This is a genomic window from Nocardioides anomalus, assembly GCF_011046535.1.
Taxonomy (GTDB): Bacteria; Actinomycetota; Actinomycetes; order Propionibacteriales; family Nocardioidaceae; genus Nocardioides; species Nocardioides anomalus.
The window spans coordinates 3,963,145-3,987,013 of record NZ_CP049257.1; the positions used below are offsets into that span (position 1 = coordinate 3,963,145).

Sequence of the window (23,869 nt, forward strand, 5' to 3'; positions counted from 1 at the left end):
ATGACGACCACCGCCCGGCCCGAGCGGACCGCGGCCGAGCCGGCCCGGGCCGGCGAGGTCGTCGTCGAGGCGCACGGCCTCACCGCCGGCTACGCCGGCACCCCGGCCGTGCACGAGGTCGACCTCGAGGTCCGCGCCGGCGAGGTCGTGGCGCTGCTCGGCGCCAACGGCGCCGGGAAGACGACGACGCTGCTCGCCCTGGCCGGCGAGGTCACGCCGATCGCCGGGAGCGTCGCCTTCCACGGCGACGCCCGGCGCCGGCGGCTGCACCAGCGCGCCCGGCAGGGCCTGGGCTTCCTCACCGAGGAGCGCTGCGTCTTCATGGGGCTGACCGGCTGGCAGAACCTCCGGCTCGGCCGCGGCCGGCCCGAGGACGCGCTGGCGCACTTCCCCGAGCTCGAGGAGCACCTGCACAAGAAGGTGGGGCTGCTCTCCGGCGGCCAGCAGCAGATGCTCGCGCTGGGCCGGGTGCTCGCCGCCCGTCCCCGCGTCCTGCTGGCCGACGAGCTGTCCCTGGGCCTGGCGCCGATGGTCGTCGAGCGGCTCCTGGCCGCCGTGCGCTCCGCCGCCGACGACGGGCTGGCTGTGGTGCTGGTCGAGCAGCACGTCCGGCAGGCCCTCGCGGTCGCCGACCGCGTGCACGTGCTGCGCCGCGGCCGGGTCGTGCTGTCCGGGGCCGCCGCCGACCTCCGGGCGGACGCCGCCGGCATCGCCGCGCACTACCTGACCGGGGAGGCGTCGTGACCGAGCTGCTCCAGTTCGCGCTGCTGGGGCTCGGCACCGGCGGGGTCTACGCCCTGCTCGGTCTGGGCCTGGTCGTCATCTACCGCGGCTCGGGCGTGATCAACTTCGCGCAGTCCGGCTTCGCGCTCGTGGGGGCGTACGCCGTCTACCGGCTGCAGGTCGAGCAGGAGCACGGCCTGGCCTTCTCGCTGGTCGTGGCCGTGCTGCTGTGCGCGGCCCTGGGCGTGGCCGTGCACTTCCTGGTGATGAAGCCGCTGCGCACGGCCAGCCCGCTGGCCCGCGTCATCGCCACCCTCGGCGTGCTGACCGTGCTCACCCAGGCCGTCGTGCTCGAGTACGGCGCCCGGGCGGTGATCTCGAAGTCCCCGGTCCCGACCGAGGCGGTGACCTTCGGCGACGTGGTCGTCGGGCGCTACGGCTTCTACCTGGTCGCGATCGCGGCCCTGGTGACCGTGCTGCTGACGGTGACCAGCGCGCGGACCCGCTTCGGCTACGCCATCTCCGCGGCGGCCGAGAACCCGCGGGCGGCCTCCGCGCTCGGCTGGTCACCGGACCTGCTGGCCGGCGTCACGTGGGCCGTGGGCGGCGGGCTCGCCGCCCTGGCCGGCGCGATGATGCCGGCCACCACCGCCGGCTTCATCTCGCCGATCACCTTCTCCATCCTGGTCATCGGCGCGCTCGCGACCGCGCTGCTCGGCGGCTTCCGGTCCTACCCGCTCGCACTGGTCGGCGGCGTCTTCCTCGGCGTCGCGCAGTCGCTGGCCACGCGCTGGAGCAACCAGCTCCTCGACCCGCCGCACCGGCCGGGCATCCCCGACGCCGTGCCGTTCCTCGTCATCATCGTCGTCCTCGTGGTGCGCGGCCGCGGCCTGCCGCTGCGCGGCTCGATCACCGACCGGCTGCCGCGGGTCGGCACCGGTCGGGTGCGACCCGGACTGGTGGCCGTCGTCGCCGCGCTCGCCGTGCTGTGGGTCGGTGTCGGTGCCGCCCAGGACTGGTACGCCCCCGTGGTCATCAGCACCACCTTCGCGATCATCGGCCTGTCGGTGGTGGTGCTGGTGGGCTACACCGGTCAGCTCTCGCTCGCGCAGTACGCCCTGGCCGGCATCGGCGCCTTCGCCGCGGCCAAGCTGGTCGCCGCGCACGGCTGGCGCTTCGAGCCGGCCCTGCTGGTGGGCGTCCTCGTGGCCATGGCGGTCGGCTTGCTGTTCGGGCTGCCGGCCCTGCGCACGCGCGGGGTGAACCTCGCCGTCGTCACCTTCGGACTGGGCTTCGCCGTCAACCAGCTGGTCTTCAGCAACAGCGCCTACACCGAGGACGCGCGGGTGCTGCCCACCGACCTCTCGCTGTTCGGGATCCCCATCGACCCGGTCGGCCACGCCCGCAACTACGCCGTGGTCTGCCTGGCCTTCCTGGTCCTGGCCGCGCTGGCGGTGGCCAACCTGCGCCGGGGCCGCGCGGGCAGGCGGCTGCTCGCCGTACGGACCAATGAGCGCGCCGCCGCGGCGATCGGTGTCAACGTCTTCGAGGCCAAGCTCTACGGCTTCACGCTCTCGGCCGGCATCGCCGGGCTCGGCGGCGTGCTCTTCGGCTTCGGGTACGGCGCGGTGCTGTTCCAGTCGATCTTCCAGCCGGGTGCCTCGATCTCGGTGCTCACGCTGACCGTGATCGGCAGCGCCGGCTACCTGGTCGGACCGGTCGTGGGCTCACTGCTCGCACCGGGCGGGCTGGTCACGCTCACCTCGTCGGAGCCGGTCAACGCCGCGGTCGAGGAGACCTCGTCGTGGCAGCAGTACCTCCCCCTCCTCACCGGCGTGCTGCTCCTCGTCATCTTGATCCTCAACCAGAACGGCGTGGCCGAGCGCTTCGACGCCCTCACCCGCCCGCTGCGCGCCCGCATCCCCGGGCTCCGGTCCGCTCCCCCGTCGGCACTGCCCGCGGCGGTGCGCACCTCGGTGCCGGCCCGGACCCTCGCGGTCTCCGGGCTGACCCAGCGCTTCGGTGGGTTCACCGCGCTCACCGACGTCTCGCTGACGGTCGGGCCCGGAGAGGTGGTCGGACTGCTCGGCCCCAACGGCGCCGGCAAGACGACCCTCATCGACTGCGTGGCCGGCAACAACCGGCTCACGGCGGGCTCGGTGACCTGGGACGGCGCCGACATCACCCGGTGGGCGCCCTACCGCCGCGCCCGCGCCGGCCTGTCCCGGTCCTTCCAGTCGCTGGAGCTCTTCGACGACCTCACCGTCCGCGAGAACCTCCTGGCCGCCGCCGACCCGCGCGACCGCTCGGCGTACGTCGTGGACCTGGTCCGGCCCGGCCACCCGCCGCTGCCGGCGCCGGTCGTGGCCGCGGTCGAGGAGCTCTCGCTGGCCCCGCTGCTGGACCGGCGGGCCGAGGACCTCTCCTACGGTCAGCGCCGACTCGTGGCCATCGCCCGCGCCGTCGCGTCCTCCCCCAGCGTGCTGCTGCTCGACGAGCCCGCCGCCGGGCTGGACGAGACCGAGAGCGCCGAGCTCGGCCGGCTCGTGCGCCGCCTGGCCGACGAGTGGGGCATGGGCGTGCTGCTCATCGAGCACGACGTGGCCCTGGTGCTCGAGAACGCCGACCGCGTCGTCGTGCTCGACTTCGGCCACAAGATCGCCGAGGGCACCCCCGCCGAGGTCCGCGACGACCCAGCCGTGCGCCAGGCCTACCTCGGCGAGGAGGCCGAGGCGCCGGCCTGACTCAGTGCCCCATCACCGCCGCGGGGTCGAGCTCGCGGGTGGCCTTGCGGCGCGGCAGGAACCAGGCCGGGACGAGGCAGACCGCGACCAGGACCGTGCCCACCACGAAGCAGGACGCGAAGGCGTCGCTCATGCCGCCCAGCTGACCCTGCGGGGTGGACGCCTCGACGTCCTTGAAGCCGTTGGTCAGCAGCACCGAGAACAGCGCCGTGCCGATCGAGGCCGCGACCTGCTGGGTGATGTTCATCAGCGTCGAGCCGCGGGCGATCTCGTGGTCGCGCAGCGTCTGCAGCGCCGAGGTCATGATCGGCATCATCGTGCCGCCCATCCCGAGGCCCATGACGAACAGCGAGCCGAGCAGGAACAGGTAGGACGTGTCCGGCGCGACCTGGGTGAAGCCGGCCATGCCCAGCACGATGAGCCCGATGCCGCCGAGCACGATCTTGCCGGGTCCGATCTTGTCGGTGAGCATGCCCGCGACCGGCATGGTCAGCATCGCGCCGACGCCCTGCGGGGCGAGCAGCAGACCGGCCTTGAGGGTGTCCTCGCCGCGGATCAGCAGGAAGTACTGCGGGAAGAGCAGGCTCGCGCCGAAGAAGGCGATGGCGAACAGGCTCATCGCCACCACGGCCACGGTCAGGCGGGGGTTGCCGAACAGGCGCAGGTCGAGGAGCGGGTGCTCGAGGCTGCGCGCGAAGAACCGGAAGACGAACAGGCCGACCAGGGCCAGGCCGATGGCCGCGGAGACCAGCACGCGGGCCGAGGCGACCGTGCCCTCCTCGGGGATCGAGGAGACGCCGAAGAGGAACAGCGCGAGCCCGGGCGAGAGCAGCAGCATGCCGAGGAAGTCGAAGCTCTCCGACGGCGCGACGTCGTCCTTGGGCAGCACGCGGGCGGCGTACATCAGGGCGCCGAGGCCGATGGGCAGGTTGATGAGGAAGATCCAGTGCCAGCTGGCCACGTCGATCAGCCAGCCGCCGAGGATCGGGCCGAAGATCGGGCCGAGCAGCATCGGCACGCCCAGGACCGCCATCACGCGACCGACGCGGTCGGGCCCGGCGGCACGGGTCATGATCGTCATGCCGACCGGCATCAGCATGCCGCCGCCGAGGCCCTGCAGGACGCGGAACGCGGTGAGCATCTCGATGCTGTTGGCCGCGGCGCACAGCACCGAGCCGGCCGTGAACAGCAGCACCGCCATCATGTAGAGCCGCTTGGTGCCGAACCGGTCGGCGGCCCAGCCGCTGAGCGGGATCACCGTGGCCAGCGCCAGCGTGTAGCCGGTCATGGTCCACGCGGTCTCGGCCGGGGTGGCGTCGAAGTCGCGCTGGAAGGTCGGCTGCGCCACCGAGACGACGGTGATGTCGAGGATCGACATGATCGCGCCGAGCACGACGACACCGGCCACCAGCAGCACGCCGCGGTCGAGGCCGCCGCCGTCGTCGCCGCTCGGCGTCGGGGTGGCCGGGGTGGGGGAGGTCTGCGTGGTCACCCGGCCACGGTAGGGGCTGGCGCCGACACTCTTCACGTCGTTTCCGGGCCCGGAGCGTGCCCTGTGGGCAGGTTCACAAGACAGGTCTTGGCGGCCGCGCGGCGCGAGGCGCCGCGACGCGCGGCATGATGACGCCATGACGACCCCGGTCGAGAAGTCGTTCACGGGAGTGGGCGGCACCAACATCGTGTACGACGTCTACGAGCCGGCCGCTGCGCCGGGCGGCGAACCGGTCGGGGTGGCGCTCGTCGCGCACGGGGTGGCCGAGCACGCGGGCCGCTACGGCCACGTGGCCGAGGTCCTCGTCGGCCTCGGGCTCAAGGTCGTCGTCCCCGACCACCGCGGCCACGGCCGCTCCGGCGGCAAGCGGCTGCTGGTGCGCGACCTGTCGGAGTACTCCGCCGACCTGGAGACCCTGCGCTCGCTCGAGCTGCTCGAGGGGCGTCCGACGTACCTCCTGGGCCACTCGATGGGTGGCTGCATCGCGCTCGACTACGCCCTCGACCACCAGGACGTCCTCGAGGCGCTGGTCCTGTCCGCCCCGGCCGTGCTGCCCGGCGACGACATCAGCCCGCTGCTCATGCGGGTGGCCAAGGTGCTCGGCAAGGTGGTGCCCGGGCTGCCCGGCCAGAAGCTCAGCTCGGCGTCGATCTCGCGCGACCCGGCCGTGGTGGCGGCCTACGACGCGGACCCGCTCAACTACCGCGGCAAGCTGCCGGCCGGTGTCGGCGGCGCGATGCTGCGCACGATGGACACCTTCCCGGCCCGGCTGCCGTCCCTGCGGCTGCCGCTGCTCGTGCTCAGCGGCACCGGGGACACCATCGTCAACCCCGAGGGCGCGCGGCTGGTCGACCGGCTGGCCGGCTCGAGCGACAAGACGCTCAAGGAGTACGACGGGCTGTTCCACGAGGTCTTCAACGAGCCCGAGAAGGAGCTGGTCCTCGGCGACCTGCGCGACTGGGTGAAGGTGCACCTGCCTGCTCAGTAGCGGGTGAGCAGCGTCAGCACCTCGTAGTGCGCGGTGTTGGGGAACATGTCGAGCAACCGCGCGCGCACCGGCCGCAGCGACGGCATCAGCGCCAGGTCGCGCGCCAGCGACTCGGCGTTGCACGACGAGTAGACGACGTGGCGCACCGCACTGGTCTCGAGCCAGGACGACAGCTCGGGGCCGAGACCGCGCCGCGGCGGGTTCACCACGACCAGGTCGGGCGGCTCGTGCTCGCGGGCGTACGCCGTGGCGTCGCCGGCCACGAACCGGGCCGCGCCGTGTGCGGCGGCCGTCGCGCTGCGCACCGCCTCGTCGCTCACCTCGACGCCGAGCACGTCCCGGCCCGGTGCGGTGGTGGTGAGCGCGAAGCCGCCCACGCCGCAGTAGAGGTCCCACAGCGACGCCGGCGCCACCTCGTGGACCCACCCCCGCGCCTCGGTGTAGAGCGCCTCGGCCACGGCGGTGTTGGTCTGGAAGAAGCTGCGCGGCCGCAGCCCGAGCTCGACCCCGGCCAGCCGCATCGGCAGCGTGGCCGCCTCGGTGAGCACGATCTCGCGGTCGCCCTCGAGCACCGCCTTGTGCTCGGGCTGGAGGTTGACGCTCACGACGCGGGCGGCGGGCAGGGCCTCGCGCAGGTCCGGCAGGTGCTTGCGCAGTCGCGCGAGCGGCTCCTGCGAGCGCAGCACGAAGCGCACCAGCAGCTCGCCGTCCGGCGACTCGGTGACCAGCAGGTGCTTGAGCTCGCCGCGCCGCGTCGCGACGTCGTACGGCGCCACGCGGGCCCGCGCCACGAAGTCGGCCAGCACGGGCAGCGCGTCGTGCAGCCCGGGCTGGTGCAGCGGGCAGTCGCGCAGGTCGATCCCGTGGCCGGACGGGTCGAGGATGCCGAGGGTCGGGGCGTCGACGCTCCCGGCCACCACCATCTTGGCCTTGTTGCGGAACCCCTCCTGCGCGCTGGGCACCGGCGAGCGCCAGTCCACGCCGTCGGGCAGCAGCGCGCGCACGCGCTCGACCTTGGTGGCCAGCTGGTCGGCGTACGGCCACTCCAGCCAGGTGCACGAGCGGCACCGGCCGGACTCGAAGTAGCCGCACCGCATCCCGCCAGGCTAGGTCGGGACCGGGTCAGGTCGCGATCTCCGCGGCCGCCTCGACCGCCAGGGCGCCGAGCGCCTCGAAGCGGTCCTCGGTCAGTCGGGACGACGGCCCCCACACGCTCACCACGGCCACGACCCGCTCCCCCGCGTCGAGGACGGGCGCCGAGACGCCCCAGGCCGTGCTCTCGAACTCGCCGCGGCACACGGCGTACCCGCGCTCGCGGGTCTCGGCCAGCTCCTGCTCGAGCGCGGCCAGGGTCACCAGGGTCGTCGGCGTGTGCCGCGCCAGCCGACCGCCCCGCCGCAGGTCGAGCAGCACCCGGGCGTCGGCGGGGTCGGACCAGGCCAGCAGGACCTTGCCGGTCGACGTGGCGTGCACCGGCACCGCGCGGCCGAGCCAGCCGGCGCTGACCACCGCGCCCGCGCTGACCTCGGCGACGTAGGTCAGCTCCGCCCCGCGCGGGACCGCCAGCGCGGCGGTCTCCCCGCTGCGCGCGGCGAGGCGCCGCAGGACGACCTGCGCGGACGCCGCGAGCGACGTCCCCGCGGCCTGCCCCGCGAGGTCGACCAGGCCGAAGCCGAGGGAGTACCACCCGGTCTCGCGGTCCAGGCTGACCAGCCGCTCCCGCTCCAGGGTGTGCAGGATCCGCCAGGTCGTGGTCCGGTTCAGCCCGACCGCCGCAGCGAGGGCCGTGGCCGAGCGGTCGGGCCCGTGGGGCGCGGCAGCCAGGGCCCGGAGCACCGATGCGGCACGCTGGACCGACTGCACCACCGATGCGGAGAGCCCCACCGTTGCGTCTGGCACTCGCTGTTGCGCATGGCGAGATGGCACGGAAACCCTCCTTCCTAGCCATTGACCACCGGGCGTGGCGACTTTAGGTTGCCTAGATCACACCGTCCTGTTCGGATAGTGAAACAGAGGAGTCACGAAGTGAACCAGCCCCGGAACCTCGGATTCTCCCGCCGACAGCTGCTGCGCTACTCCGGCATCGGCGCCGCTGCCGTGGCTGGCAGCAGCTTCCTCGCCGCCTGCGGCGGCGGTGACGACGGCGGCAGCGGCGGCAGCGGAGGCAGCGGAGGAGGCAGCGGCGGCGGTCCGCAGAACTCCGGCGGCCAGCTGATCCACGGCGCGACCGGCGGTGGCAGCAAGGACACCATCGACCCGCACCAGCCGGTGACCGCGGCCGACATCGCCCGCGTCAACAACCTCTACGAGCCGCTGCTGTTCTGGAACAACAACTACGAGCTCGAGCCCGCGCTGGCCGAGTCCGTCGAGGCCTCCTCGGACGCCATCACCTGGACCGTGAAGATGCGCGCCGGGGCGACGTTCCACAACGGTCAGCCGGTCACCGCCGACGACGCCTGGAAGTCCATCCAGCGCGTGGCCGACCCCAAGGCGCCGCTGTCGGCCGGTGGCCAGCTCTCGCAGATCATCGACTTCCAGTCGACCAAGGTCGTCGACGACACGACGCTGCAGATCGTGCTCACCACGCCCTACGCGATCCTCGACACGCTCCTGGCCGAGTACACCCTCGGCATCATCCCGGGCGGCGAGTTCGACCCGAGCAACCCGGTCGGCACCGGCCCGTTCCAGTACAAGTCGTTCGAGGCCGGCAAGACCAGCACCTTCACCAAGTACGCCGACTACTGGGGCGACGCCGCGTTCCTCGACGAGCTGGTCATCCAGGACTTCGCCGACGACAACGCCAAGGTCAACGCGCTCCAGGCCAACCAGATCCAGACCCTGGACAACCTGCCCTACAACCTGATCGACACGATCAAGGGCGTCGGCGCGGGCGTGCTCATCGCCGACGGCGGCCAGTGGGTGCCCTTCACCATGCGGGTCGACCAGGCGCCGTTCAACGACGTCAAGGTCCGTCAGGCCATGCGGCTGATCGTGGACCGCCAGGCCATGATCGACCAGGTCCTGAGCGGCTACGGCTCGCTGGGCAACGACATGTACGCGCCGCTGGACGTCGACTACGCCAGCGACCTGCCGCAGCGAGAGCAGGACATCGACCAGGCCAAGTCGCTGCTGGCCTCGGCCGGCGTCGACGGGCTCCAGGTCGAGCTGTTCACCGGCGACGACATCGGCACCGTGGCCGTGCCGGCCGCCAACCTCTTCGCCCAGCAGGCCAAGGAGGCCGGCGTCGAGGTCAAGGTGACCAAGAAGAACCCGTTCTACGACGACGACTACCTGTCCTACACGTTCGCCCAGGACTTCTGGAACACCCGCAACTACATCCCGCAGGCCGTGGTCGGGACGTTCCCGGAGGCCGAGGGTGGCACCTACAACGAGACGCACTGGGACAACCAGCAGCACCGCGACCTGGTGAACTCCGCGGCCAAGGAGCTCGACGAGGCCAAGCGCAAGGACCTGCTCCACCAGGCCCAGGAGATCGAGTACAACGAGGGCGGCCTCATCATCTGGGGCTTCCGCCAGCAGGTGGACGCCTACGCCGGCAACGTGAAGGGCCTGGAACCGAGCAAGTACCTCCCGCTCGGCAACTACAAGTTCGGCAAGGTCTCGGTCTGACATGACCCAGGTAGCGACGCTCCCGAATCCGCTCGAGGAGGTCGCACCTCCTCGAGGACGCTCCGGCGGGGCGGCGTGGGGCATCTGGCTCGCACGCCGCCTCGGCCTGGCGGTCCTCACCCTCTGGCTGGTCTCGATCCTGGTCTTCCTCGCCACCGCCGCCCTCGGCGACCCGGTGCGGGCGATCCTCGGGCGCGACTACACCACCAACGTCGCGCGCCGCGAGCAGCTCGAGGCCCAGCTCGGCGTCGGCGACTCGATCGTCCAGCGCTACTTCGACTGGCTCGGCGGCCTGCTCACCGGGGACTTCGGCACCTCGCTGGCCAACCAGCTGCCGGTCTGGGACCAGATCTCCGACACGGTGCTCAACACCCTGGTGCTGGTGCTGCTCTCGGCGCTGGTGATGATCCCGCTGGCCTTCGGCATCGCGATGATCTCCGCCCACTACCGCCGCAAGCGGCCCGACACGGTCATCCAGACGATCCTGCTGGCGCTGGCCGGCGTGCCCGAGTTCGTCACCGGCATCCTGCTGCTCGCGCTGTTCTCGACCTCGGTGTTCCACATCTTCCCGGCGGTCACCATCGCCTCGCAGAGCGGCCACCCGTGGGACACCCCCAAGGGGATGGTGCTGCCGGTGGCCACCCTGGTGGTCGCGGTGACGCCGTACGTCTCCCGCATCGTCCGGGCCACCCTGCTGGAGGTGCTCGACAGCGACTACGTCGAGCTGGCCCGGCTCAAGGGCATCCCCGAGCCGGTGGTGATGCGCAAGCACGCGCTGCTCAACGCGATCGTGCCCGGCATCCAGGTGATCGCGCTGCAGCTGGCCTGGCTGGCCGGCGGCGTGGTCCTCGTCGAGACGCTCTTCACCTACCCCGGGGTCGGCAAGCAGCTCGTCGACTCGGTCCGCAACCACGACGTCCCGATGGTCCAGGCGCTCAGCATGATCATCGCGGGCGTCTACATCATCGTGAACCTGGTGGCCGACGTGCTCTCGATCCTGTTGACCCCCCGAGCGAGGACGGCGATCTCCTCATGAGCACGACGACGACACCTCCCAGCGCCGCGACCACCCCCGCACCCGCCGGCTTCTTCCGCCGGGCCCTGCGCCAGAAGCGGTTCGCGGTCGGCTTCAGCGTGACCGTCCTGGTCGTGCTCTTCGCGATCTTCGCGCCGTACGTCGCGCCGTACGGCGAGCAGGAGACCGCCGGCCCGCCGTACTCCCCCAAGGGGCTGTTCGGCACGGACTACATCGGTCAGGACGTGCTGAGCCGGCTCATGCACGGCGGTCAGGGCGTGCTGGCGATCTCGGTGCTGGCCACCCTGCTCGGCATGGTCCTGGGTGTGCTCATCGGCGTGGTCGCGGCCTACAGCGGCGGCTGGTGGGACGAGGTGATCATGCGCCTCAACGACGTGCTGCTCGCCTTCCCGCAGATCCTGCTGGCGCTGGTCGTGCTCACCGCGCTGCAGGACTCCTCCGCGGCGGTCATCGTGCTGCTGGTCGGCGCCTCCCACGCCCCGCGCGTGGCCCGGGTCTCCCGGGGCGTCGCGCTCGGCATCGTCTCGCGCGACTTCGTGGTCGCCGCCGAGGCGCTGGGCGAGAAGCGCTCGCGCGTGATCGTGGCCGAGGTGCTGCCCAACATGATCGGCCCGCTGCTGGCCGAGGCCGGGCTGCGGCTGACCTACTCGATCGGCGTGGTCGCCGCCCTGGGCTTCCTGGGCTTCGCCGCCGACCCGGGTGCGGCCAACTGGGGCCAGATGATGAACGAGAACCGGCTCGGTCTGCAGACCCAGCCGTGGGCCGTGCTGGCGCCCGTGCTGGTCATCGGCATCTTCACGATCGCCACCAACCTGATGGCTGACGGCCTGGCGCAGGTCAGCCAGCGAGGGGACGACTGATGAGCACCGCAACCACGCCGGACGCCGGCCACCAGGTCAGGAAGACCGAGGGGCTCATCATCGAGGACCTCGGGGTGAGCCTGACCGGCAAGGACGTCGACATCGTCGAGGACATCGACCTGGTGCTCCGCCCGGGCGAGGTCGTCGGCCTGGTCGGCGAGTCCGGCTCCGGCAAGACCACGGTCGGCACCTCGCTGCTCAACTACGCCCGCGCCGGCGCGACGATCTCCGCCGGCAAGGTGCTGCTCGAGGGCCGTGACGTGCTCCAGCTGCCCTGGAAGGAGGTCCGCAAGCTGCGCGGCGAGGAGATCGCCTACGTCCCGCAGGACCCGGCCTCCGCACTCAACCCGAGCATCCGCATCGGCAAGCAGCTCGTCGAGCTCCAGCAGCTGCGCGGCATCGGCACCAGCGAGTCGCGGCTGCAGGCGGCCCGCGACGGCCTGGCCGAGGTCGGGCTGCCCAACGACGACGAGTTCCTGCGCCGCTACGCCCACCAGCTCTCCGGTGGCCAGGTGCAGCGCGTCGCGCTGGCGATGGCGTTCCTGCCCAAGCCCAAGGTGCTCGTCCTCGACGAGCCCACCACCGGTCTGGACGTGACCACCCAGAAGATGGTGCTCGACACCATGGCCGAGCTGTGCCGGACCTACGGCGTCAGCGCGCTCTACGTCACCCACGACCTCGCGGTCATCGCCAACATCGCCGACCGCGTCGCCGTGATGTACGCCGGGCAGATCGCCGAGCTGGGCCCGCGCGACACGATCTTCGCCAACCCCTCGCACCCCTACACCCGGGCGCTGCTGGACTCGATCCCGCACCTGAGCCAGGCGCGGGCGCTCAAGGGCATCCCGGGCCGGACCCCGTCGCCGGGCCGGCGCCCCGACGGCTGCCGGTTCAACGACCGCTGCGCCTTCGCGATCGACGAGTGCCGCCAGGGTGTCCCCGCCCTGCGCGAGGTCGCGCCCGACCACCAGGTCCGGTGCATCCGGGTCGAGGAGATCGGCACCTGGGACATCAACCGCGGCACCGTCCCGGACGCCGACCCCGACCGCAAGCGCGAGGTCATCATGGCCGTCGACGGGCTCAACGTGTTCTACGGCCGCAAGCAGGTCGTGCACGACGTGACCTTCGACCTGGCCAAGGGCGAGGTGGTGGCGCTCGTCGGGGAGTCCGGCAGCGGCAAGACCACGATCTCGCGGTCGGTCGGCGGGCTGCACAAGGAGTGGACCGGGTCGCTGACCTTCGAGGGTCGCGAGCTGGCCAGGAGCGCGCGCCAGCGCAGCGCCGAGGACCGTCGCCGGATCCAGTACATCTTCCAGAACCCCTACCTCTCGCTGAACCCGCGGCTGACGATCGAGCAGATCATCAAGCGGCCGATGGAGCTGTTCGGCCTGGCCAAGGGCAAGGCGGCCACCGAGCGGGTGCTGGAGCTGATGGAGCAGGTCGCTCTCGGCCCGCAGATGCTGCACTACCAGGCCAGCCGGCTCTCCGGCGGCGAGCGCCAGCGCGTCGCCATCGCCCGGGCGCTCGCCGCCGAGCCGGACGTGATGATCTGCGACGAGATCACCTCGGCCCTCGACGTCTCGGTGCAGGGCTCGATCGTGGCCCTGCTCGAGGGGCTGCGGGTGGAGCGGGGCATCTCGATGCTCTTCGTGACCCACAACCTGGCGCTGGTCCGCTCGATCGCCACCCGCGTGGAGATCCTCCAGGCCGGCAAGGTCGTCGAGGCCGGTCCGGTCGTCACCGTGATGGAGACCCCGAGTCAGGAGTACACCAAGAAGCTCCTGGCCAACAGCCCGAGCATCGACTGACCTCGTTGGCCGCCACCACCGGGACCAGGCTCGGCTCCCTCACCTTCACCGATCCGCACCACGAGCCGGCGTACCGTCACGCGACGGTGCCGGCGACGGCGCCACGGGCGCTGCCCGCCGAGGCCCGGCCCCTCGAGGTGGACGTGGTGGGCGCCGGCCGGGTCCGCGGGCTGTCCGACTGGCTCAGCGAGACCTGGGCGACCTCGCTGGTCGTGGTCGAGGACGACCGCGTGGTCCACGAGTGGTACGCCGACGGCCTGGGGCCGGACACGCTGTTCCTCGGCGCCTCGATGACCAAGTCGGTGCTGTCCCACCTGGTCGGCCGGGCGGTGCGCGCCGGCGCGCTGGCGACCACCGACCCGGTGACCTCGCACGTCCCCGATCTCGAGGGCGGCGGGTACGCCGGCACGACGGTCCTCGACCTGCTCACCATGACCACCGGCGTGGACTGGGTCGAGGACCACCGCGACCCCGACAGCCTGGCCTCGCGGCTGCTGGCCCGCTTCCCCGACGGCGACTCCCGCGCGCTGCTGCGCGAGGTGCGCTCGGGCGTCGCGCCCGGCACCCGGTTCAGCTACAACACCGCCGACTCCCAGGTCCTCGACTGGGTGCGCGAGCGCGCGACCGGGGTGGCCTACGCCGACGACGTGGCCGCGCTCTGGGCCGAGCTCGGCTGCACGCACGACGCGGTCGTGGGCGTGGACGGCACCGGTGTCGCCCTGGCCGGCGGCGCGCTGGCCGCGACCAGCCGCGACTGGGCCAAGGTCGCGCTGCTCGCGGTCGACGGCCGGGCCGACGACGGCGCGCCGGTGCTCGACCCCGACTGGGTGCAGGCGGCCGCGCGCCCGGCGTACCCCTTCCTGGGCGTGGGCCGGCTGCCCAGCAGCATCACCAGCTTCGCGGGCTTCGGGCACCACTGGTGGCCGATGGACGCGACCGGGCGGCGGCTCACCGCCGACGGCAGCCGCGGCCAGTTCGCGTGCGCCGACCGCGTGTCCCGGGCGGTCGTGGTCAAGACGTCGCTGTGGCCCTACGACGACTTCCTCGTCGACCGCCAGGCGCGTGACCTCTCCTATCTCGGCCTCCACGCCCTGCTGGACGCCGTACCGAGCCGAACCAGTTGAAGAAGGAGTCCTTCCCGTGAACCGCAACGTCATGATCACCTGCGCGCTGACCGGCGCCGGCGACACCGTCGGCCGCTCCGAGCACGTGCCGGTCACCCCCGAGCAGATCGCGGAGTCCGGCATCGCCGCGGCCCGCGCCGGGGCGACGATCATCCACATCCACGTCCGCGATCCCCAGACCGGGGTCGGCTCGCGCGACGTGGCGCTCTACCGCGAGGTCGTGGAGCGGGTCCGCGCCGCCGACGTGGACGTCATCATCAACACCACCGCCGGCATGGGCGGCGACCTGGTGCTCGACCCGCAGAACCCCACGAGCTTCCTCGAGGGCACCGACCTGGTCTCCGGCGCCGACCGGCTGCCGCACGTCGAGGAGCTGCTCCCCGACATCTGCACCCTCGACTGCGGGTCGCTGAACTTCGGCGAGGGCTCGCTGGTCTACGTCTCGACGCCCGACATGCTGCGCGAGGGCGCCAAGAAGATCCAGGAGCTCGGCGTCCGCTGCGAGATGGAGATCTTCGACACCGGCCACCTGTGGTTCGCCAAGACGCTGGTCGAGGAGGGGCTCATCGACGCCCCGGCGATGTACCAGCTCTGCATGGGCATCCCGTACGGCGCCCCGGCCGACCCGATGACCCTCATGTCGATGGTCCAGCAGCTGCCCGAGGACGCCGTGTGGGCGTCGTTCGCGCTCGGCCCCATGCAGATGCCGTGGGTCGCGCAGTCGGTGCTGCTCGGCGGGCACGTCCGGGTCGGGCTGGAGGACAACCTCTACCTGGCCAAGGGCGTCAAGGCCACCAACGCCCAGCTGGTCGAGCGGGCGAAGACGATCGTGGAGTCCATGGGCGCCAAGGTCGCCACCCCCGACGAGGGACGCGAGATCCTCGCGCTCAAGCCGCGCGCATGAGCCGGGTCGCACCGACCGAGGTCCGCACCGTCACCTGCGTCGGCGCCGGCGTCATCGGCGGCGGCTGGGTGGCCTACTTCCTGGCCAAGGGCTACCGCGTGGTGGCCTGGGACCCGGCCGAGGACGCCGAGCAGCGGCTGCGCCACCTGGTCGACGCGGCCTGGCCCGCGCTGACCGAGCTCGGCCTCGCCGCGGGCGCGTCGGTCGACCACCTGACCGTCGTGGACACCCTGGCCGAGGCCTGCGCCCAGGCCGACTTCGTCCAGGAGTCCGCCCCGGAGGACCTCGAGCTCAAGCGCACGCTCCTGGCCGACATCAGCGCCGCCACCCCGCCCGACGTGGTCATCTCCTCCTCCACCTCGGGCTACGGCATGACCGAGATGGCCACCCGCGCCGAGCACGCCGAGCGGCTCGTCGTGGGCCACCCCTTCAACCCGCCGTACCTCATCCCGCTCGTCGAGGTCGTCGGCGGCGAGGCGACGTCGCCCGAGGTGGTCTCGTGGACCGCCGACTTCTTCCGGCACGCCGGCAAGTCGGTCATCGAGATGAAGCGCGAGGTCCCCGGCTTCGTGGCCAACCGCCTCCAGGAGGCCCTCTGGCGCGAGGCCCTGCACATGGTGGAGAACGGCGAGGCCACCGTCGAGGAGATCGACCTCTCCATCACCGACGGCCCCGGCCTGCGCTGGGCCCTCCAGGGCCCGATGCTGACCTTCCACCTGGCCGGCGGCCAGGGCGGCATGGCGCACATGCTCGACCACTTCGGGCCCTCGCTGCTCTCGCCCTGGACCCGCCTGGAGGCGCCCGAGCTCACGCCCGAGCTGCGCGACGCCGTGGTCGAGGGCTGCGAGCGCGAGGCCGACGGCCGCTCCATCGACGACCTCGTGGCCGAGCGCGACCGCGGCGTCATCGCCGTCCTGCGCGCCCTCGGGCGCGCATGAGCGAGCCGGTCATCTGGCGCGAGCCGGTCGTCGAGGAGTGGATCGACTACAACGGCCACCTGTCCGAGCCCTACTACGTCCTCGTCTTCGGTCACGCCACCGACGCGGTCATGGACGCGGTCGGGCTCGGACCGGCGTACCGCTCCGAGCACGACGCCTCGCTCTACACGGTCGAGGCGCACGTGCGCTACCTCGACGAGGTCTCCCTGGGCGTGGACCTCGAGGTGCGGTCCTCGGTCATCGGGGTGACGGGCAAGCTGCTCTGGATCTGGCACGAGATGTACGCCGACGGCCGGCTCCGGGCGACCGAAGAGGTCCTTGGGGTCCACGTGACGGGAGGGTCCTCGTCGCCGCTGCCCGACGAGGTTGCGGCCGCCGCGCGGGCGCTGCTGGTCGAGGCTCCCGAGGAAGCGTCTGGTCAGATCGCCCTTCGTCGCTGAAGGTCGGTCTTCGTGCTCGGCTCTCGCCTGCCTCGAAGCTTCTTGAGCTTGGCGGGACCAATTGCGTAGCGGCCGCGCGCTCACCAGCCCGACTCCCGCTGTCAAGGACGCTACGCGCCACTTCGTGGCGGACGGCGGCCTCCGGCGACAGGTCCGTCCTCGACAGCGGGACCCGGTCTGGCTGGTGAGGGCGCGCTGAGGGCGAGGCTGCGCCCCGCCCCACGAAAGCGCGGCCGCCTTCGGCGACCACGCTGAGGTCCGCCTCCACGCACTTGTAACGCTCAGTTACGGGAACTGTCGACCCGCTGCAACGGGTCGGAAGATCCGACAACTGCGCGTTACAAGCTTTCGGCGCCGGGCGCGGCAACCCGCACCGCACCCCACCCCCACCCGTGAAGGCGGAGACGAGACGGTGCCGCGCCGAACCAGGCCGGCTGTGGGCTGACCCGGTCACCGCCGGACCGCAGCCCCCTCGCCGAACGCTAGACCCGCGGCGTGGGGCACGCACACGCAACGCAACCACGCTGGGAGCAGTCGCGTGCAACACGGCGTCGGTTGCGTTCGGTGAGGGGGCTGCGGTCAAGCGGGGGCCGGGTCAGCCCACAGGCGGCCGGAAACCAGAGAGCAGCACCACGAGACACAGCACCCAGACCAACTACCGCCGCACGTCCAGCCGAGGCACCGGCAACCCCTCTGCCAACACCTCCCGCACTTCCCGCACCGGCCGCCACCGGTCGTGCAGCGTCGTGATCAGCGAGATCATGGTGAGGAAGAACAGGGTGTCGTACCCGTCGAGCCGCCCGCGCAGGAACCAGTTCGCGACGTACGCCGCGACGACGCTCAGCAGGAGCCGCACGGCGAAGGCCAGGGCGGTGGAGCGGAAGGTCCAGCGGCGGCGGGCGGCGGCGAGGGTGACGGCGGTGTTGAGGACGACCGCGACGCTGACGCCGACGAAGAGGTTGGCGGTCGAGCCCTCGAAGTCGGGGAGCATCTGGGCGAAGATGCACGAGACCAGGCCGAGCAGCAGCACCTTCTCGGCGGTGTTGGCCGAGAGCACGGCGTCGTAGCGCATCCGCCAGGCGCTCTGCTCCTCCGGTTCGTCGATCTCCTCGGGCAGCGGCTCGGGGCGGAAGCGCCAGTCCCAGTCGGTGGGGCGCAGGCGGGGGCGGACGAGCTTCTGGAAGGCCAGGGCCAGGCCGCCGAGGAGCACGATGAGCGGGCCGACGACCCAGGTGTGGGCGCCGAGCTCGTCGGTGACGTCGAGCTCGGCCACGTGCAGCCACCACTCCTGAGGCAGCTTGACGAACACCCAGATCACGGCGGCCGCGCTGAGCCACCAGCCGACGAGCAGGGAGGTCGGGCGCCAGCGGGAGCGGACGGTCTCGTAGGCGATGAAGAAGTACTCGAAGACGTTGGGGAAGACCAGCAGCAGCCAGCGCACGTGCAGCAGCTCGAAGAGCAGGGCGCCGACGAGCCGGTAGAAGTACAGCGCCCAGGCGATCCGGAACGCCGGGGTGCTGGCCCAGTTGCGCAGCGTGGCCAGGAAGGCGATGGACAGGTAGTAGACGTCCATGGCCTTGTCGTAGGCCTGGTAGCCGGGCGGGTCGTGACCGAAGAGCTGGAAGATCGTCTGGTCCACGCCGTCGAGCAGCAGGCAGGCGACGACCGCGGGCAGCGGGTAGTACGGGATCAGCAGCGGCAGCAGGAAGCGGCCGCCCACCACGGCGACGAAGACCAGCGTGGTGGTCGTGTCCATCGAGGGCTCAGCGGCCCTTCCAGACGGGCGGGCGCTTCTCGGCGAAGGCCCGCGCGCCCTCCTGGGCGTCCTCGGAGCTGAACACCGGACCCATGAGCCCGCCCTGCCGGGTCCACCGCTCGGCGTGGCTCCAGTCGGGGGCCGCCAGCGCGATCTGCTTGGTGACGGCCACCGCGAGGGGGCCGTTGGCGGCGACGGCCGCGGCCAGCTCGAGCGCGCCGTCCAGCGCGGTGCCGTCGGGCACCACGCGGTTGACCAGCCCCAGCTCGGCCGCTCGGCCGGCCGTGATCGGGTCGCCGGTCAGCAGCATCTCCAGGGCGATGGCCGGCGGGATCCGCTGCGGCAGGTGCACGGCCGCGCCGGCACCGGCCACGAGCCCGCGCTTGACCTCCGGTACGCCGAGCCGCGCACCCTCCCCCGCCACCACGAGGTCGCAGGCGAGGACCAGCTCGAAGCCACCCGCGACGGCGTACCCCTCCACCGCGGCGATGAGCGGCTTGCGCGGCGGTCGCTCGGTCAGCCCGCCGAGCCCGCGGCCCGCGATGACCGGGACGTCGCCGGCGAGGAAGCCCTTGAGGTCCATACCGGAGGAGAAGACCCCGCCCGCGCCGGTCAGCACGCCCACGCGCAGCCCGCCGGAGTCGTCGAGCCGGTCGAGCGCGTCGGCGACCCCTCGGGCGACCGCACCGTTGATCGCGTTGCGGGCCTCGGGCCGGTCGATGGTGATGACCAGGACGCCGTCGCGCTCCTGGGTCCGGACGGCCGCGGCGGCGGGCTCAGCGGGGTCGCTCATCACCGCAGGATGTCAGAACGTGCGGCAGTCGTACGGCGGCGTGCCCCGGCCGCCCTGGTCGCTCCAGGCGCGGTAGGCGTCGAGCTCGTCGTCGGAGCACGAGGTGCTGGACAGCCGCAGGCCGCCGTAGGCCGCGGCCGGGAGGGCCACCGGGGTGAGCAGCAGTGCGCCGCACAGCACGGCCCGCAGCACGCCCCCGCCCCAGCGCAGCAGGGCCACGCAGGCGAGCCCGAGGCCGAGCAGCCAGCCGGCCGGGATGACCAGGACCGCCGCCCCGTGCGCCGAGTGGCAGAGCGCCCCACGGGGCGAGTCCCGGGCGACGGCGCTGCCCAGCTTCTTGTTGGTGCAGCCCTGGACCCAGCCGGCGAGGCACCAGAGGCCCACCGCGAAACCGGCCACCACGACGAGGACGAACAAGGTCACGGCGTACCAGCGCAGCGGGGCGTCGTCGTCCTGCTCCCAGAGCTCATCGGTCCGCTCGGCCACCGAACTAGTGTGGCGGAGTGACCGCCCGCCGCGTGCTGCCGACCGAGGAGACCGCCGACCTGCTGCGGCTCGTGCGCCAGATCGCCGCCGACGAGCTGGCCGACCGGTCGATCGCCGCGGAGGCCGACGGGACCTTCCCGCGCGACATCTTCACCAAGCTCGGGCAGGCCGGTCTGCTGGGGCTGCCCTACCCCGAGGAGTACGGCGGGGGTGGGGTGCCCTACGAGGTCTACCTGCAGGTCCTCGAGGAGCTCGGCGCGGTGTGGGCCAGCGTCGGCGTGGGCGTCAGCGTGCACGCGCTGTCCTGCTTCGGGCTGGCCACGCGCGGCACCGAGGAGCAGAAGCAGCGCTGGCTGCCGGACATGCTGGGCGGCGAGCTGCTCGGGGCGTACTGTCTCTCCGAGCCGCACGCCGGCTCCGACCCCTCCGCGATGCGCACCACCGCCCGCCGCGACGGCGACGAGTGGGTCATCAAGGGCACCAAGGCCTGGACGACGCACGGCGGGTTCGCGGACTTCTACAAGGTCATGGCCCGCACCGGCGAGGGCAGCCGCGGGATCTCCTGCTTCCTGGTGCCGGCCGACGCGCCCGGCCTGTCGGCCAACCCGCCCGAGAAGAAGATGGGGCTGACGGGCTCCACCACGAGCGCGATGAACTTCGACGACGTGCGCATCTCCGGCGACCGGCTGCTCGGCGCGGAGGGCGAGGGGCTGCGCATCGCCTTCGCCGCGCTCGACTCCGGCCGGCTCGGCATCGCGGCGGTGGCCACCGGGCTCGCTCAGGGGGCGCTGGACCAGGCGGTGGCCTACGCCCAGGAGCGCGAGACGTTCGGGAAGCGGATCATCGACCACCAGGGCCTCGCGTTCATCCTGGCCGACATGGAGGCCAACACCCAGGCCGCCCGCGCCATCACCCTGCACGCCGCCCGGCTGCGTGACCAGGGGCTCCCGTTCGGCCGCGAGGCCTCGATCGCCAAGCTGGTGGCCACCGACAACGCCATGAAGGTGACCACCGACGCCGTGCAGGTCTTCGGCGGCTACGGCTACACCCGCGACTTCCCGGTCGAGCGCTACATGCGCGAGGCCAAGGTGATGCAGATCTTCGAGGGCACCAACCAGATCCAGCGCATGGTCATCGGCCGCTCGCTCGACCAGGACCACGACGGCCGCATCGAGCACCCGGGCGCGTGAGACCGGCGTCCGCTGGGTAGCGGACCCGGGACGGACCGACCAGCGGGGGTGAGCCGTGCCGCGTGACCTCATCGCCGGCCGCTACCGCGTGGAGCGCGAGATCGGCCGCGGCGGCATGGGCGCCGTCTGGCTGTGCCGTGACGAGCGGCTGGGCCGCCCGGTGGCGGTCAAGCAGGTCGGCGGCCTGCCCGGCGAGTCGAGCCTGCACCTGGCCCGCGCCCTGCGCGAGGCCCGGCACTCCGCCGCCCTCAGCCACCCGAACGTCGTGGCCCTCTACGACGCCCTCGAGGAGGGCGACCACGTGTGGCTGGTCATGGAGTACGTCGCCTCGCGCACCCTGGACGCGATGCTGCGCGAGGACGGCCCGCTCCCACCCGCCCGCGTGGCCGCGATCGGCGCGGACGTGGCCGACGGGCTGGCCGCCGCCCACGCGCTCGGGACCGTCCACCGCGACGTGAAGCCGAGCAACATCCTGGTCCGCGACGAGGACGGCCACGCGCTCATCGCCGACTTCGGCATCGCGCGCACCGTCGGCCAGGAGCAGCTGACCCGCAGCGGGCTCGTGACCGGCACCCCGGCGTATTTCGCACCCGAGCTGGCCCGCGGCGATGAGCCCACGCCGGCCTCGGACGTCTGGGCGCTCGGCGTCTCGCTGCACGCCGCGACCGAGGGTCGGGCACCGTACGACGACCAGGTCAACGCCCTGGCCGTGCTCAACGCCATCGCCCACGACCCGCCGCCCGAGCCGACCCGCGCCGGTCCCCTCACCGGGCCGCTGCGCCGGATGCTCGACCCCGACCCCACCACCCGGGCCACCATGCAGGAGTCCGCCGCGGCCCTGCGCGCCGCGGCGACCCGGCCGGCACCGACGCCCCGGCCCGCCCCCGAGCCACCGCCGGCGCCGGCGCCGGCGCGTCGGCGCGGCCCGGTGATGGCGCTCGTCCTGGTCCTGCTCGTCGCCCTGGCCGGCCTCGGCGGGTGGTGGCTCACCCAGGGCGAGGACCGCCCCGACGCCCCGACGGCCTCCCCCGGCCGAGGACCGGCGAGCAGCACACCGGAGCCGACCAGGACACCCAGCCGGTCGCCGCAGCCGACCCCCACCCCGGACCCGACGCCGGAGCCGCCCGCGGGCGACGCGGCGTCACTGGTGTCGGACTACTACGCCACGCTGCCCGACGACACCGACGCCGGCTGGGCGATGCTCTCGGCGGGGATGCAGGCGCGGATCGGGCGCGGCACCTACGACGGCTTCTGGGCCACCATCGACGACGTCGCGGTCGACGAGGTCAGCGCGGACGGCGACGTCGTCCGGGTGACGCTGACCTACACGACCGACGGCCGCACCGAGCAGGAGACCCGCGAGCTGACCGTCACCGACGGGCTCATCAGCGCCGACAGCGGAGCGGTCTGACCGGCAGGCGCGCGGTTACCGGCACCGCATGAGCAACGAGCGAGAGGGCCTGATCGGCCGCGGCGGGTCGGTGCACCCGAGCGAGACGACGACGGAGGCCTCGCAGTCCCTGCCGGCCGAGGAGCACATCGACCAGGGCAACCTGGAGGAGGACCTGCAGGACCCGGAGGAGAAGCGCAACGCCACCGACGGCTACGCGCCGGCCGACGACGAGGCCTAGAGCCGCCGGTAGGCGAAGTCGCCCGACTCGGCGCCGTCCGGGTTGGGCCCGTAGACCGCGAGCATCCGAGCGTGCACCGGGGCGGCGTACGTCGCCCGTGAGCCGGCGTCGACCCGCACGGTGTCGCCCGGGCCGGCCACGACGGTCCGCTCGTCGCAGGTCACGTGCAGCTCGCCGGCCAGCACGTAGTTGATCTCCTCGTGCGGGTGCCGGTCGGTCCACTCCGCAGCGGTGAGCTCCCACTCCATCAGCTGCACCCCGGTCCACGCCGGGCCGTCGGCGCCGACGATCCCGCGCCCGGGCATCAGGTCGTCGCGCTCGACCAGCGGTGCGTGCGGGATGAGCTCGGCGCCCACGGTTCAGCGCTCGCTGATGACCGGCGCGCTCTGGGCGTAGGAGTGCTGGCTGGAGCTCGAGAAGTAGTTGATCCCTATGAAGTTGAACCACAGCGTCGCCGTGCCGACCAGGGCCAGGATCGCGGCGTTGCGGCCGCGCCAGCCGGCGGTGGTGCGCGCGTGGAGGTAGGCCGCGTAGACCAACCACCCACGTGATGAAGGCCCAGACCTCCTTGGGGTCCCAGTTCCAGTACGACGACCAGGCCTGGTGCGCCCAGATGGGGCCGGTGATGAGCACGGCGAAGGTCCACACCGGGAAGGCGAAGGCGTGGATCCGGTAGGAGATCAGGTCGAGGCGCTCCAGCGACGGCACCCGGGCCCACAGGCCGGTCTGCGGGGCGTCGGGACCGCGGCGCCGCTTGAGCAGGTAGGTCACCGACGTCATCCCGCCGAGGGTGAACGCGCCCGTGGCCAGGACCGCCGAGACCACGTGGATGACCAGCCAGTAGGAGCTGAGCGCGTCGGACAGCGGCGTGACCGGGTCGTAGAGCCAGATGACCGCGACCATCAGCAGGGTCAGCACGAAGCCGACGACCACCGGCGCGAGCCAGGAGAGCCCGAACTTCCTCGACAGCACCAGGTAGAACAGCGCGACCACGAAGGTGCCGGTCAGCGTGAACTCGTACATGTTGCCCCACGGCACCCGGTTGGGATCCGCGCTCATGCCGCGGCCGACCAGGGCCACGAAGTGGGCGGCCGCCGCGATGACGGTGAGCAGGAAGCCGAGCCGGCCGAACATGGCCACCCGGACCTCGTGGCGCTCGGAGTCCTCGGCCGATCCCGAGGGCGCGTCGTCCGCGACCGGTGCGCCCGCACCGACCAGCACCCGAGCCCGGTCGACCTGCCGCAGCGACGACCACTCGGCCAGGTGCGCGATGAGGGCGAGGAAGTAGACCACCCCGGCCGCGGCGACGGCCTGGTTGCTCAGCGT

22 protein-coding genes and 1 pseudogene are annotated in these 23,869 nt (G+C 72.6%); 14 read left to right on the forward strand and 9 right to left on the reverse strand.

Going from position 1 to position 23,869, the window contains the following annotated elements; translation table 11 throughout:
- Nucleotides 1-744: an ABC transporter ATP-binding protein gene (locus G5V58_RS19790; RefSeq protein WP_165236555.1), complete on the forward strand. Its 744-nt coding sequence runs from the start codon at nucleotides 1-3 to the stop codon at nucleotides 742-744.
- Nucleotides 741-3,467: a branched-chain amino acid ABC transporter permease/ATP-binding protein gene (locus tag G5V58_RS19795; protein ID WP_165236558.1), complete on the forward strand. Its 2,727-nt coding sequence runs from the start codon at nucleotides 741-743 to the stop codon at nucleotides 3,465-3,467. The genes G5V58_RS19790 and G5V58_RS19795 overlap by 4 nt, the downstream gene beginning before the upstream one ends.
- A 1-nt stretch (nucleotide 3,468) precedes the next feature.
- On the opposite strand, the gene G5V58_RS19800 is transcribed toward G5V58_RS19795, so the two are convergent.
- Complete coding sequence (locus G5V58_RS19800; protein ID WP_230486770.1) at nucleotides 3,469-4,959, reverse strand: DHA2 family efflux MFS transporter permease subunit; 1,491 nt, start codon at nucleotides 4,957-4,959, stop codon at nucleotides 3,469-3,471.
- A 136-nt stretch (nucleotides 4,960-5,095) separates the two neighbouring features.
- Here G5V58_RS19800 and G5V58_RS19805 point away from each other — a divergent pair, with 136 nt between their 5' ends.
- Nucleotides 5,096-5,947, forward strand: a complete 852-nt coding sequence (locus G5V58_RS19805; protein ID WP_165236560.1) for an alpha/beta hydrolase — start codon at nucleotides 5,096-5,098, stop codon at nucleotides 5,945-5,947.
- Here G5V58_RS19805 and rlmC read toward each other — a convergent pair.
- A complete protein-coding gene (gene rlmC / locus G5V58_RS19810; protein WP_165236562.1) occupies nucleotides 5,941-7,044 on the reverse strand; it encodes a 23S rRNA (uracil(747)-C(5))-methyltransferase RlmC in 1,104 nt (367 codons plus the stop codon). The genes G5V58_RS19805 and rlmC overlap by 7 nt on opposite strands.
- A gap of 25 nt (nucleotides 7,045-7,069) precedes the next feature.
- The gene (locus tag G5V58_RS19815; RefSeq protein ID WP_230486771.1) at nucleotides 7,070-7,783 is read right to left on the reverse strand and encodes an IclR family transcriptional regulator; all 714 of its coding nucleotides are present in this window, start codon (nucleotides 7,781-7,783) and stop codon (nucleotides 7,070-7,072) included.
- Between the two features lie 189 nt (nucleotides 7,784-7,972).
- Between G5V58_RS19815 and G5V58_RS19820 the strand changes: the two genes are divergently transcribed.
- From G5V58_RS19820 to G5V58_RS19855, 8 genes are read left to right on the forward strand one after another with little or no spacing between them, the layout of a single operon-like run.
- Nucleotides 7,973-9,577: an ABC transporter substrate-binding protein gene (locus G5V58_RS19820; protein ID WP_230486772.1), complete on the forward strand. Its 1,605-nt coding sequence runs from the start codon at nucleotides 7,973-7,975 to the stop codon at nucleotides 9,575-9,577.
- Between the two features lies 1 nt (nucleotide 9,578).
- Nucleotides 9,579-10,613, forward strand: coding sequence for an ABC transporter permease (locus tag G5V58_RS19825; protein WP_165236566.1), 1,035 nt, complete (start codon nucleotides 9,579-9,581; stop codon nucleotides 10,611-10,613).
- Nucleotides 10,610-11,473 carry an ABC transporter permease gene (locus G5V58_RS19830; RefSeq protein WP_165236568.1) on the forward strand — a complete coding sequence of 288 codons (864 nt, stop codon included), beginning with the start codon at nucleotides 10,610-10,612 and terminating at the stop codon, nucleotides 11,471-11,473. Before G5V58_RS19825 ends, G5V58_RS19830 begins: the two co-directional genes overlap by 4 nt.
- Nucleotides 11,473-13,281, forward strand: coding sequence for an ABC transporter ATP-binding protein (locus G5V58_RS19835; RefSeq protein ID WP_165236570.1), 1,809 nt, complete (start codon nucleotides 11,473-11,475; stop codon nucleotides 13,279-13,281). Before G5V58_RS19830 ends, G5V58_RS19835 begins: the two co-directional genes overlap by 1 nt.
- Before the next feature lie 5 nt (nucleotides 13,282-13,286).
- Complete coding sequence (locus tag G5V58_RS19840) at nucleotides 13,287-14,405, forward strand: serine hydrolase domain-containing protein (protein WP_165236571.1); 1,119 nt, start codon at nucleotides 13,287-13,289, stop codon at nucleotides 14,403-14,405.
- A gap of 16 nt (nucleotides 14,406-14,421) precedes the next feature.
- Nucleotides 14,422-15,309 (forward strand): BKACE family enzyme, encoded by an 888-nt coding sequence (locus G5V58_RS19845; RefSeq protein WP_230486773.1) that lies wholly within the window; start codon nucleotides 14,422-14,424, stop codon nucleotides 15,307-15,309.
- On the forward strand, nucleotides 15,306-16,247 hold the full coding sequence (locus G5V58_RS19850; RefSeq protein ID WP_165236573.1) for a 3-hydroxyacyl-CoA dehydrogenase NAD-binding domain-containing protein: 942 nt from the start codon (nucleotides 15,306-15,308) through the stop codon (nucleotides 16,245-16,247). Before G5V58_RS19845 ends, G5V58_RS19850 begins: the two co-directional genes overlap by 4 nt.
- Nucleotides 16,244-16,687, forward strand: coding sequence for a thioesterase family protein (locus G5V58_RS19855; protein ID WP_165236575.1), 444 nt, complete (start codon nucleotides 16,244-16,246; stop codon nucleotides 16,685-16,687). The genes G5V58_RS19850 and G5V58_RS19855 overlap by 4 nt, the downstream gene beginning before the upstream one ends.
- Nucleotides 16,688-17,342: 655 nt before the next feature.
- On the opposite strand, the gene G5V58_RS19860 is transcribed toward G5V58_RS19855, so the two are convergent.
- Genes G5V58_RS19860 through G5V58_RS19870 form a run of 3 tightly spaced genes read right to left on the reverse strand, consistent with a single transcriptional unit; the run spans nucleotide 17,343 to nucleotide 19,722 of the window.
- Nucleotides 17,343-18,443, reverse strand: coding sequence for a hypothetical protein (locus tag G5V58_RS19860; protein ID WP_165236577.1), 1,101 nt, complete (start codon nucleotides 18,441-18,443; stop codon nucleotides 17,343-17,345).
- A 7-nt stretch (nucleotides 18,444-18,450) separates the two neighbouring features.
- The gene (locus tag G5V58_RS19865; protein ID WP_165236579.1) at nucleotides 18,451-19,236 is read right to left on the reverse strand and encodes a crotonase/enoyl-CoA hydratase family protein; all 786 of its coding nucleotides are present in this window, start codon (nucleotides 19,234-19,236) and stop codon (nucleotides 18,451-18,453) included.
- Nucleotides 19,237-19,248: 12 nt separating this feature from the next.
- Complete coding sequence (locus G5V58_RS19870; RefSeq protein WP_165236581.1) at nucleotides 19,249-19,722, reverse strand: hypothetical protein; 474 nt, start codon at nucleotides 19,720-19,722, stop codon at nucleotides 19,249-19,251.
- 17 nt (nucleotides 19,723-19,739) lie between these two features.
- On the opposite strand from G5V58_RS19870, the gene G5V58_RS19875 reads away from it, so the two are divergent.
- From G5V58_RS19875 to G5V58_RS19885, 3 genes are read left to right on the forward strand one after another with little or no spacing between them, the layout of a single operon-like run.
- Nucleotides 19,740-20,912: an acyl-CoA dehydrogenase family protein gene (locus G5V58_RS19875; protein ID WP_165236583.1), complete on the forward strand. Its 1,173-nt coding sequence runs from the start codon at nucleotides 19,740-19,742 to the stop codon at nucleotides 20,910-20,912.
- 55 nt (nucleotides 20,913-20,967) lie between these two features.
- On the forward strand, nucleotides 20,968-22,323 hold the full coding sequence (locus G5V58_RS19880) for a serine/threonine-protein kinase (RefSeq protein ID WP_165236585.1): 1,356 nt from the start codon (nucleotides 20,968-20,970) through the stop codon (nucleotides 22,321-22,323).
- A gap of 28 nt (nucleotides 22,324-22,351) precedes the next feature.
- Nucleotides 22,352-22,543, forward strand: coding sequence for a hypothetical protein (locus G5V58_RS19885; protein WP_165236587.1), 192 nt, complete (start codon nucleotides 22,352-22,354; stop codon nucleotides 22,541-22,543).
- On the opposite strand, the gene G5V58_RS19890 is transcribed toward G5V58_RS19885, so the two are convergent.
- The 3 genes and pseudogenes from G5V58_RS19890 to G5V58_RS26135 form a co-directional block, all read right to left on the reverse strand.
- Nucleotides 22,540-22,899 (reverse strand): cupin domain-containing protein, encoded by a 360-nt coding sequence (locus G5V58_RS19890; protein WP_230486774.1) that lies wholly within the window; start codon nucleotides 22,897-22,899, stop codon nucleotides 22,540-22,542. The genes G5V58_RS19885 and G5V58_RS19890 overlap by 4 nt on opposite strands.
- A 3-nt stretch (nucleotides 22,900-22,902) precedes the next feature.
- Nucleotides 22,903-23,082, reverse strand: coding sequence for a cytochrome c biogenesis protein CcsA (ccsA, locus tag G5V58_RS26130; RefSeq protein ID WP_230486775.1), 180 nt, complete (start codon nucleotides 23,080-23,082; stop codon nucleotides 22,903-22,905).
- 52 nt (nucleotides 23,083-23,134) lie between these two features.
- Nucleotides 23,135-23,677: pseudogene (locus G5V58_RS26135) on the reverse strand (cytochrome c biogenesis protein); the annotation flags it as partial.
- Between the last annotated feature and the right edge of the window lie 192 nt (nucleotides 23,678-23,869).

Bases quoted from the DNA above. Each gene is read 5' to 3' on its own strand.
- G5V58_RS19860 (WP_165236577.1), bottom strand. From the start codon at position 18,443: ATGGACACGACCACCACGCTGGTCTTCGTCGCCGTGGTGGGCGGCCGC.
- G5V58_RS19830 (WP_165236568.1), top strand. From the start codon at position 10,610: ATGAGCACGACGACGACACCTCCCAGCGCCGCGACCACCCCCGCACCC.
- G5V58_RS19805 (WP_165236560.1), top strand. From the start codon at position 5,096: ATGACGACCCCGGTCGAGAAGTCGTTCACGGGAGTGGGCGGCACCAAC.
- G5V58_RS19865 (WP_165236579.1), bottom strand. From the start codon at position 19,236: ATGAGCGACCCCGCTGAGCCCGCCGCCGCGGCCGTCCGGACCCAGGAG.
- G5V58_RS19885 (WP_165236587.1), top strand. From the start codon at position 22,352: ATGAGCAACGAGCGAGAGGGCCTGATCGGCCGCGGCGGGTCGGTGCAC.
- G5V58_RS19855 (WP_165236575.1), top strand. From the start codon at position 16,244: ATGAGCGAGCCGGTCATCTGGCGCGAGCCGGTCGTCGAGGAGTGGATC.
- G5V58_RS19835 (WP_165236570.1), top strand. From the start codon at position 11,473: ATGAGCACCGCAACCACGCCGGACGCCGGCCACCAGGTCAGGAAGACC.
- G5V58_RS19790 (WP_165236555.1), top strand. From the start codon at position 1: ATGACGACCACCGCCCGGCCCGAGCGGACCGCGGCCGAGCCGGCCCGG.
- G5V58_RS19850 (WP_165236573.1), top strand. From the start codon at position 15,306: ATGAGCCGGGTCGCACCGACCGAGGTCCGCACCGTCACCTGCGTCGGC.
- G5V58_RS19825 (WP_165236566.1), top strand. From the start codon at position 9,579: ATGACCCAGGTAGCGACGCTCCCGAATCCGCTCGAGGAGGTCGCACCT.
- rlmC (WP_165236562.1), bottom strand. From the start codon at position 7,044: ATGCGGTGCGGCTACTTCGAGTCCGGCCGGTGCCGCTCGTGCACCTGG.